This is a genomic window from Paracoccus aestuarii, assembly GCF_028553885.1.
Lineage (GTDB): Bacteria > Pseudomonadota > Alphaproteobacteria > Rhodobacterales > Rhodobacteraceae > Paracoccus > Paracoccus aestuarii.
On the sequence record NZ_CP067169.1, the window covers coordinates 873702 to 882500 of the forward strand.

At 70.5% G+C, this 8799-nt stretch carries 7 protein-coding genes and 1 pseudogene; 5 read left to right on the forward strand and 3 right to left on the reverse strand.

The features are described 5' to 3' along the window. Positions 1-24: 24 nt before the first annotated feature. Positions 25-1001, forward strand: a pseudogene (gene ribD, locus JHW48_RS04490) (bifunctional diaminohydroxyphosphoribosylaminopyrimidine deaminase/5-amino-6-(5-phosphoribosylamino)uracil reductase RibD). Here the strand turns inward: ribD and JHW48_RS04495 are convergent. The 3 genes from JHW48_RS04495 to JHW48_RS04505 form a co-directional block, all read right to left on the reverse strand. Next, positions 998-2995: a capsular polysaccharide biosynthesis protein gene (locus tag JHW48_RS04495; protein WP_272835786.1), complete on the reverse strand. Its 1998-nt coding sequence runs from the start codon at positions 2993-2995 to the stop codon at positions 998-1000. The pseudogene ribD and the gene JHW48_RS04495 overlap by 4 nt on opposite strands. 7 nt (positions 2996-3002) lie before the next feature. Next, the gene (locus JHW48_RS04500; RefSeq protein WP_240637962.1) at positions 3003-4133 is read right to left on the reverse strand and encodes a polysaccharide biosynthesis/export family protein; all 1131 of its coding nucleotides are present in this window, start codon (positions 4131-4133) and stop codon (positions 3003-3005) included. A 102-nt stretch (positions 4134-4235) separates the two neighbouring features. Further along, a complete protein-coding gene (locus JHW48_RS04505) occupies positions 4236-5348 on the reverse strand; it encodes a capsule biosynthesis protein (RefSeq protein ID WP_272835787.1) in 1113 nt (370 codons plus the stop codon). A gap of 329 nt (positions 5349-5677) precedes the next feature. Between JHW48_RS04505 and JHW48_RS04510 the strand changes: the two genes are divergently transcribed. The 4 genes from JHW48_RS04510 to nusB all read left to right on the forward strand — a co-directional run bounded on the left by JHW48_RS04510 (position 5678) and on the right by nusB (position 8503). Then, a complete protein-coding gene (locus JHW48_RS04510; protein WP_119887613.1) occupies positions 5678-6292 on the forward strand; it encodes a riboflavin synthase in 615 nt (204 codons plus the stop codon). A 61-nt stretch (positions 6293-6353) separates the two neighbouring features. After that, positions 6354-7472 carry a 3,4-dihydroxy-2-butanone-4-phosphate synthase gene (gene ribB, locus JHW48_RS04515; RefSeq protein ID WP_119887612.1) on the forward strand — a complete coding sequence of 373 codons (1119 nt, stop codon included), beginning with the start codon at positions 6354-6356 and terminating at the stop codon, positions 7470-7472. Between the two features lie 3 nt (positions 7473-7475). Further along, entirely contained in the window at positions 7476-8024 is a 549-nt protein-coding gene (locus tag JHW48_RS04520) for a 6,7-dimethyl-8-ribityllumazine synthase (protein ID WP_119887611.1), read from the forward strand. After that, positions 8021-8503: a transcription antitermination factor NusB gene (gene nusB / locus JHW48_RS04525; RefSeq protein ID WP_119887610.1), complete on the forward strand. Its 483-nt coding sequence runs from the start codon at positions 8021-8023 to the stop codon at positions 8501-8503. The genes JHW48_RS04520 and nusB overlap by 4 nt, the downstream gene beginning before the upstream one ends. Positions 8504-8799 lie beyond the last annotated feature (296 nt).

Consider the following 8799-nt stretch of genomic DNA (forward strand, 5'->3'; position numbering starts at 1 on the left):
GCCGCGGAAGATGACGCGCGGCACATGGATCATGCGCTGCGCCTGGCCCGTCGCGGCCTGGGCAATGTCTGGCCCAATCCGGCGGTGGGCTGCATCCTGGTGCGCGAGGGCCGGGTGGTCGGGCGCGGCTGGACCCAGCCCGGCGGGCGGCCCCATGCGGAACGGATGGCGCTGGATGCGGCGGGACCGCTGGCGCGCGGCGCCACCGCCTATGTGACGCTGGAGCCCTGCGCCCATCACGGCCGCACCCCGCCCTGCGCCGCGGGGCTGGTCGCGTCGGGCGTGCGGCGCGTGGTGACCGCGCTGACCGATCCCGATCCCCGCGTCGCCGGGCGCGGCCACCAGATGCTGCGCGATGCGGGCATCGCCCTGACCGAGGGCGTGCGCGCCCGGGCCGCGGCGGAACTGCAGGCCGGGTTCCTGCTGCGGATCGGCGCGCGCAGGCCGTTCGTCACGCTGAAGCTGGCCAGCAGTCTGGACGGCCGCATCGCCATGGCCAGCGGGGAAAGCCGCTGGATCACCGGCCCGGCGGCGCGGGCCCATGTCCATGCGCTGCGCGCCCAGCATGACGCGGTGATGGTCGGCGGGGCGACCGCGCGCAGCGATCTGCCGCAGCTGAACGTCCGGGGCATCCACACCCCGCAGCAGCCGGTGCGGATCGTCGTGTCATCGCAGGCGCTGCCGCCCTTGGCGGTGCAGGATGCCGATCACGGCCCCCTGTGGCGGGTCGAGGGCGCGCCCGACGCGATCATGACCGACCTGGCCGCGCGCGGCATCACCCGCGTCTTCTGCGAGGGCGGGGGCGGCTGGCGGCGGGGCTGCTGCAGGCGGGGCTGGTCGATCAGCTGGTCGCCTATCAGGCGGGGCTGGTGCTGGGGGGCGATGCGCGGCCCTTTCTGGGGCCTGCGGGCTGGACGCGCCTGGCCGATGCGCCGCGCTTCACGCTGGCCGAGACGCGGGTGATCGGCCCCGACCTGTTCCACCGCTGGCGCCGGGCCTAGCGCCGCCAGATCCAGGCATGGCCCGCCAAGGCGCCCTGCAGCTTGGCCAGCAGGCGCAGCGCGGGGGGCTGCGCGGTCCGGCCCGCGATCAGCCGTTCCAAGGCCAGCTCGACCGGGCAGGGCAGGCCCGTGACCGGATCGCGATAGCGGGGATAGGCGATCAGGCAGGCATGGACCAGCGCCGCCAGATCGGGCCGCGCCCGCCGCCGCGCGGGCACCGGCCCCAGATCCCGAGTCAGACCCCATCCCGCATAGAAGGGCGCGCCGAGCGTGGTTACCGGACACCCGCGCAGCAGCGCCTCGAAGCCCAGGGTCGAGGTGATCGTCCAGACCGCCTGCGAGGCCTGGATCAGCGCCACCGGATCGGCGCGGTCGGCCACGTGATCGGCCAGCCCCGCCAGATCGGCGGGGGCGATGCGGCCGGGACGCAGCCCGGCCTCGACATCGGGATGGGGCTTGAAGATGATCTGCGCCTCCGGGTTCTCGGCACGGACGCGGCGCAGCAAAGCCAGGTTCGTGCGCTCGGCCCCCGCGCCGCGCAGGATCGAGGCATCGTCCTCGACCTGGCCGGGGACCAGGATGCGCATCCGCCCGCCCGCGTCGGGCAGGGCCGTCGCCCCGCCCAGATTGTATTTCGTGACCCCGCCGGCGATCAGCACCGCGATCAGCTGTTCGGCCCGCGCCCGCCCGCAGGGCGGCGGCCCAAGCGCGATCAGCGATTCCAGCCGCGATGGCGCGGTCGGGTCGAAATAGATCCCCAGATCATCCGCCACCAGCGACAAGGGCGGCGTCAGCGCCGCGCCCAGGCCCCGTGACCGCAGGAACCCGTCCTCGACCCGGATCGCCTGCGGCACCGCCGCGGCCGCCCCCGCCCAGGCCAGCGTGACCTGGGGCGAGGGCGCCTTGGCAAAGCGCAGCGGCCGGACATCGCCGAATTCGCGCGACAGGAACCGGCGCTTCCACAGGCGCATGCCATGGGCCAGATGGCCGTCGCGATCCTGGCGAAAGGCGCGGGTCTCGGCCTCGATCTGGTCCAGCGCGCCGTCCAGATCGGTCAGCCGGTCGCGGCAGGGATCATACCAGACCGGCCCGTCCAGATGGCTGGCGGCAAAGAGCGATTCCCGGCTGGCGGAACCGCGCCGGGGAATGGGATCCTCGTCCTGGCTGAGGCCCCAGCCCGCATAGAAGGGCCGCCCGAACAGCCGCGGGCGGTGCCCGGCCAGCAGCGCCTCGTATCCCAGCTGCGAACTGACGGCATAGACGGCATCCGCGCCCTCGACCAGCCGCCAGGGCGAGACGGGGCCGTCGCTCAGCATGTCGCCCGCGCGCAGGTCCTTGGGGCCCAGATGGCCGGGGCGCAGGCCCGCGGCGGTTTCCGGGTGGCTGCGGATCACGATGCGCTTGCCGGGATGTTCGTCCCGCGCGGCCTGCAGCATCCGCAGGAACAGTGCCCGGTTGGCCCCCTGCAGCGACGCATCGCCCCGGGTCTGGTCCACGACCAGGACATAGCCCGGCGGCGGGGCCGACAGGGCCGGGTCGTGATGGTTGTATTTCGACAGATCCGCCGCCCGCAGCCGCGCCAGCGCGCGCACCGCGCGGTCGGTCCGGTCGGGATCGGGGGGGCGGGCGATCAGTCCCTCCAGCAGCGAGGGGCGGGTCGGGTCGAAATGCAGCCCCACCGGGTCGATCAGCAGGCCCAGGGGGCCGCGCGCCGCCAGCCTGCCGCGCGCGCGGCCGGGCAGGACGGATCGCAGGAAGGCATCCTCGACGGTGGTGACGGGGCAGTCGCGGCGGGCGGCGATGGCGCGGCCGCGCCAAGCGGTGGGGCTGGCGCCCCAGATGCCCACGTGGTCGCCGGGGCGGGGCAGGGCCAGGACCGGGCGCTGCCCGGCCAGGGTCAGGATCCGGGCGATCCGGGGCCGCGTCAGAAAGCCTAGGTTGAAAACGCACAGCCGCCGGGATGGCCCGGCGGCTGTGATGTCGTCATGGCGCATGGCCGGTTCAGTTGCCGATGCTGGTCAGCGAATCGGCGGTCGCCGCGCCGCCGGTCACCGCCGACAGGGTCTTCTGCCATTGGACATAAGGCGCCTCGGTCACATAGACGGTGTCGCCGTCGCGGATGATGAAGTCGCGTGCCAGGAACAGCCCGTTCGGCCGGGTCAGGTCCAGCACATAGGCGAAGCGCTGCGAACCGCGGACGGGCTTGCCCAGCACGCGGCTGGCCACGCCTTCGGGTTCGTCGCGCAGCACGAAGACGCCGGTCGGGTCCGCCAGGGCGCTGTTCAGGCCGCCGACCATGGCGATCGCCTCGGCCGCGTTGATGACCTCGTTGCCCAGGGGGACGCGGGTCTGCCCGCCAAGCGCGCCGAGCGCGGTGAAGGTGCGCTGATCCTCCTCGACCACGATCAGGTCGCCGGGGCGCAGGGCGATGTCGTTGGTGGGGCTGCCGTAAAGGTCGGTCAGCCAGACGCGGCCGCTGTCATTGCCGCGCTTGACGGTGACGACCGCGACCTCGGGTTCGATGGCGACGCCGCCGGCGCGGGCCAGCATGGCCGACAGCGACCGGGTCGGGCGTTCGATCGGATAGACGCCTTGGGCGCCCACGCGGCCCACGACCGACACGGTCGCGCCGTCGCCCGCCACGCGCTGGACGGTGACCTGCGGATCGGGGGTCTGTTCGGACAGCCGCGCGGTGATGGTCTGGCGCAGCTGGTCGGGCGTGTTGCCCGCCGCCCGGACCCGGCCCGCATAGGGCACGAAGATGAAGCCGTCGCTGTCCACTTGGATCTCGGTCAGGGTGGTCGAGCTGGCCCCGAGCGAGGTCAGCAGCCCGTCATCGACGTTTTCCCAGATCGACAGGCCCAGCACGTCGCCGGCCCGGATCTCATCCGCGCCGACCTGTCCGGCCGCGCGGAAGCTGTTCGAGAAGCCGTAGCTGGGGGCGAAGGCCGATGCCCGGGTGACGTGGTCGTTGACATAGATCACCTGGGTGTTGCCGCCGCGTTCGACCGCGCCGCTGATGATCTCGGACTTGTTGGGACCCGAGCGCGGAAGGCCGCAGGCCGCAAGCAGGACCAGCGACGCAATCAGAAGCAGCCGGACTGAAACTGCCGGCTGGATGGAAACTGTCACCTCACATACTCCTGTTTCTTATCCCGACCTCGGGGCCGGTTTCGTGCCATTCTAACGTCGGTTGCAGGAACAGGCTATCGCTTCTTGACGCAAGACCTCTGTCTATTGCGTATGGCGGCTCACCTGTCGACGCGGCAGGATCGGCCCCGCCGCCAGCGTGTCATAGGGGTCCTGATGCGACAGCAGCATGTCGGCCACCAGCCGCAGCGCATGGGCGCGCGACCGGCCGGCATAGAAACCGCCGGGAATCTGGCTGGTCTGCAGCAGATAGTCGCGAAAGACGCGATAGGCCTGGGGGTCCGGCGCCTCGGGCCGGGCCAGGAAATCGTCCAGTGGCTGTTCGGACACGAGCCCCGGTTTTTCATAGACCGCCCGGCCCAGGGTCTTGACGGGAATCCCCCGCCACAGCGCCTGCTGGGCACCGGTGGAATTCACCGTGACCACCGCGCGGGCATGGGACAGGATCTCGGCCAGCTTGCCGCCGCGGATGTAATGGACCCGGTCGGGGATGCCGAATTCGGCCGCCGCCTCGCGGATGGCGCGGCGGTTGCCGGCGCGGCCATCCTCCAGCGGGTGGGCCTTGAAGACCAGGTGGTGGTGGCGCGGGGCCGAGCGGGCGAAATGCTCGACCAGCAGGCGGATGAACTGGGCGTTGCGGGTGAAGGGCGAATGGCCCAGGAAGTTCGAATCATGTTCCAGCTGCATCAGCGCCAGCGTGTAGGGCACGCCCGACAGCCGCAGCCGCCGCCACTGCACCGCGCGGCCCAGGTTGTAGACCGGGGCCAGCACCAGCCGGCGCAGGTTCAGGCGGAATTCCTGGATCACCGGGATCGCCCGATGCCCGGCATAGGCGCGATAGCGGCGGTTCGCGACCAGGATCAGGAAATGATAGAAGGCGCCATAGAACTTGTGATGGCGCATGTCGCCCCAATGGGCGGGGGGGCGGCGGATCTCGCTGACCTGTTCGCGCAGCGCCGCGCGCATCGAGGCCAGCGGGATGCGCATCAGCGCCGAATTCCCGTTCGACCCCTGGCGTTCATAGCTGATCCAGTAGGGGCGCAGATAGCCTTCCTCGAAGACATGCACGCGGATGCCGCGTTCCGCCGCCAGGCGGCGGGCGGTGGCGTGAATGGGGCGCACATCGCCGTAAAGGACGATGTCGGTCACGCCCTTGTCGTCCAGGATCGCCTGCAGATGGTCGGGCCAATCCGCCACCGAGCCTTCGTGGCGCAGGAACCGTGCCGGGTCGGACCAGAAGAATTCGTCCCCCGCATTGAACCCGCAGCGCCAGACCGTGGCCCCCGCCGCGCCTGGGGGGCGGGGTCGGACAGATGGGGACCGGCGTGGAACATGCGGAACTTGGAACAGGGGCGGCCCGTTGAAACCATCGGGCCCGTTGGTCCGCACATGCCATGCTTCGCCCCTCGGTTCCAGATTTTTGTGCATCGCGGTTAAGCAGGCCTTGCCGCGGCGTCGCGGCTTGACGCTTGAACGGGCAGGGGGGATGGCCTAGTTCGGATCGTAACCATCAGGGAGGGGCCGCGATGTTCACCGGCATCATCACGGATATCGGAACCGTCCGCGCGGTCGAGATGCGGGGCGACATGCGCGCGCGGATCGGCTGCGCCTATGACATGGCGGGCGTCGATCTGGGCGCGTCCATCGCCTGCGACGGCGTCTGCCTGACCGTCATCGCCAAGGGGGACGACTGGTTCGATGTCGACATCTCAGCCGAGACGCTGTCCAAGACGCGCATCGGCGCCGAGGGCTGGTCCCTGGGCCAGCGCCTGAACCTGGAACGCGCGCTGCGCGTCGGCGACGAGCTGGGCGGCCATATCGTCAGCGGCCATGTTGATGGCGTCGCCCGCATCACCCGGGCCGCGCGCGAGGGCGACAGCCTGCGCCTGACCTTCGAGGCGCCCGCCGACTTGGCCCGCTTCATCGCGCCCAAGGGGTCGGTGACGCTGAACGGCACCTCGCTGACCGTGAACGAGGTCGAGGGCAACCGCTTCGGCATCAACCTGATCCCCCATACCCAGCAGGTCACCACCTGGGGCGATGCCGCCGAGGGCGATGCCGTCAACCTGGAGATCGACACCCTGGCCCGCTATGTCGCCCGGCTTGCCGAGGCGATGGCCGACCGCCCCCATCAGACCTGAACCCCGCAGCCCGAACCTCGCAGCCCGAACCTTGCAGGACGCGCGCCCAAAGGACCACAGCATGCAATTTGAAGAACCCGGCCCGGTCGAACGCGACCTTTCCGACGCGATCGCGCCCATCGAGGACATCATCAACGAGGCCCGCAACGGCCGCATGTATATCCTGGTCGACCACGAGGACCGCGAGAACGAGGGCGATCTGTGCATTCCCGCCCAGATGGCCACGCCGGATGCGATCAACTTCATGGCCACCCATGGCCGCGGCCTGATCTGCCTGTCGCTGACCGCCGAGCGGATCGAGACCCTGGGCCTGACGCTGATGAGCCCCAAGAATTCCAGCCGCCACGAGACCGCCTTCACCATGTCCATCGAGGCGCGCGAGGGCGTGACCACCGGGATCAGCGCCCATGACCGCGCCCGCACGATCAGCGTGGCCATCGACCCGACCAAGGGCGCGGCCGACATCGCCACGCCCGGCCACATCTTTCCGCTGCGCGCCCGCGACGGGGGCGTCCTGGTCCGCGCGGGCCATACCGAGGCCGCGGTCGACATCTCGCGCCTGGCGGGGCTGAACCCGGCGGGCGTCATCTGCGAGATCATGAACGAGGATGGCAGCATGGCGCGCCTTCCCGACCTGATCGCCTTCGCGCAGCGCCACGGGCTGAAGATCGGCACGATCAGTGACCTGATCCGGTACCGCCGCCGCCATGACAACCTGATAGCGGAACGCTCCCAGCAGGCGGTGCGGTCCGTGCATGGCGGGGACTGGATGATGCGCGTCTTCGCCGACGAGACGCAGGGCACCGAACATGTCGTGCTGACCAAGGGCGATCTGACCGCCGAGGGGCCGGTCCTAGTGCGGATGCACGCGCTGGACCCGCTGCATGACGTGCTGGGCATCGGGCGCGAGGGCGCGGGCAGCCTGCCCGCCGCCATGCGCGCCATCGCCGAGGAGGGGCGCGGCGTCGTCGTCCTGATCCGCGACCTGACCGAGGCGATCGGCGAGGGCGGCGATGTCGGCCCGCACACGCTGCGCCAATACGGGCTGGGCGCGCAAATCCTGTCGGCGCTGGGCCTGTCAGACCTGGTGCTGCTGACCAATTCGGCGCCGGTCAAGGTGGTGGGGCTTGACGCCTACGGGCTTTCCATCCATTCCACCCGGCCTATTCCCAAGGATTGAGAGATGGCGTCGAACACCCAACATCATGAATTGCCGCTGCCGCGGATCGACGGCCCGGTGCGGCTGCTGGCGGTCGTGGCGCCCTATTACAAGGACATCACCGACGGGCTGCTGGCGGGCGTGCGCGCCGTGGCCGATGCCGCCGGCGCCATGCTGGAGGTGGTCGAGGTGCCCGGCGCGCTGGAGATCCCCACCGCCATCGCCTTGGCGGCGCGGGGGCCTGGCTACGACGGCTATGTCGCGCTGGGCTGCGTGATCCGGGGCGAGACGACGCATTACGACACGGTCTGCAACGACAGCTCGCGCGCGCTGACGCTGCTGGGGCTGCAGGGGCTGTGCATCGGCAACGGCATCCTGACGGTCGAGACCCGCCCCCAGGCCGAGGTCCGCGCCGATCCCCAAGGCCAGAACAAGGGCGGCGGTGCCGCCGCGGCGGCGCTGCATCTGGTGGCGCTGTCGCGCCGTTGGTCCGCGCGCCCGGGGCCGGTCATGGCGCCGGGCCATGACGTGATTCGCTTGGCGGGCGAGCTGGAAGGGCAGGGCAAGGCATGACCGATCAGGACCGCAGCCCCCGCCCCGACCGCCGCACCCTGTCCAGCGCCGCGCGTCTCTATGCCGTGCAGGCCCTGTTCCAGATGGAGGCCGCCGGCCAGTCCGCCGACCGCGTGACGCGCGAATTCCAGAACTTCCGCATCGATTTCGAGGATCGCGACGGCCCCACCGCCGAGGCCGACGAGGCGTTGTTCAACCGCATCGTCGATGATGCCGTCACCTGGCAGTCGCGCATCGACCAAGCGACCGATCGCGGCCTGGTGGCGCGCTGGCCCATCGACCGCATCGACCCGGTGCTGCGGGCCGTCTTCCGCGCCGCGGGCGCCGAGATCGTGGCCGAACGCGCCCCCGCCAAGGTGGTCATCTCGGAATATGTCCGCCTGACCGAAGCCTTCTTTCCCGAGGGACGCGAGGCGCGCTTCGTAAATGCCGTCCTGGATCACGTCGCCCGCGACCTGCGGCCGGATTCGCTGCCCTGAGCGCGGATCGATCGGTGCGCCATCAAGGCCCGGACCTCTGGTTCGGGCCTTTTTCGTGGGGTTTTCCGGTGCGGCACCGGGCCCGTTCCGTTGCGGGGCCACGCCAGCCGTTGCATCTGTGCAACATTTCAAGCGACGGAAACCCGCCGAAAGACTGCCGTGATAATAGGCAGTCACAGGGATGTTTCAAAGCCGACTTGCAGGGGATACACGAACCGATCGGTCCGAACGGGCCGAGTTTCCCCGCAAACCGAGCAGTTTCTACCCCTGTCGAAAAGTTTCATCAAAAAACGTTA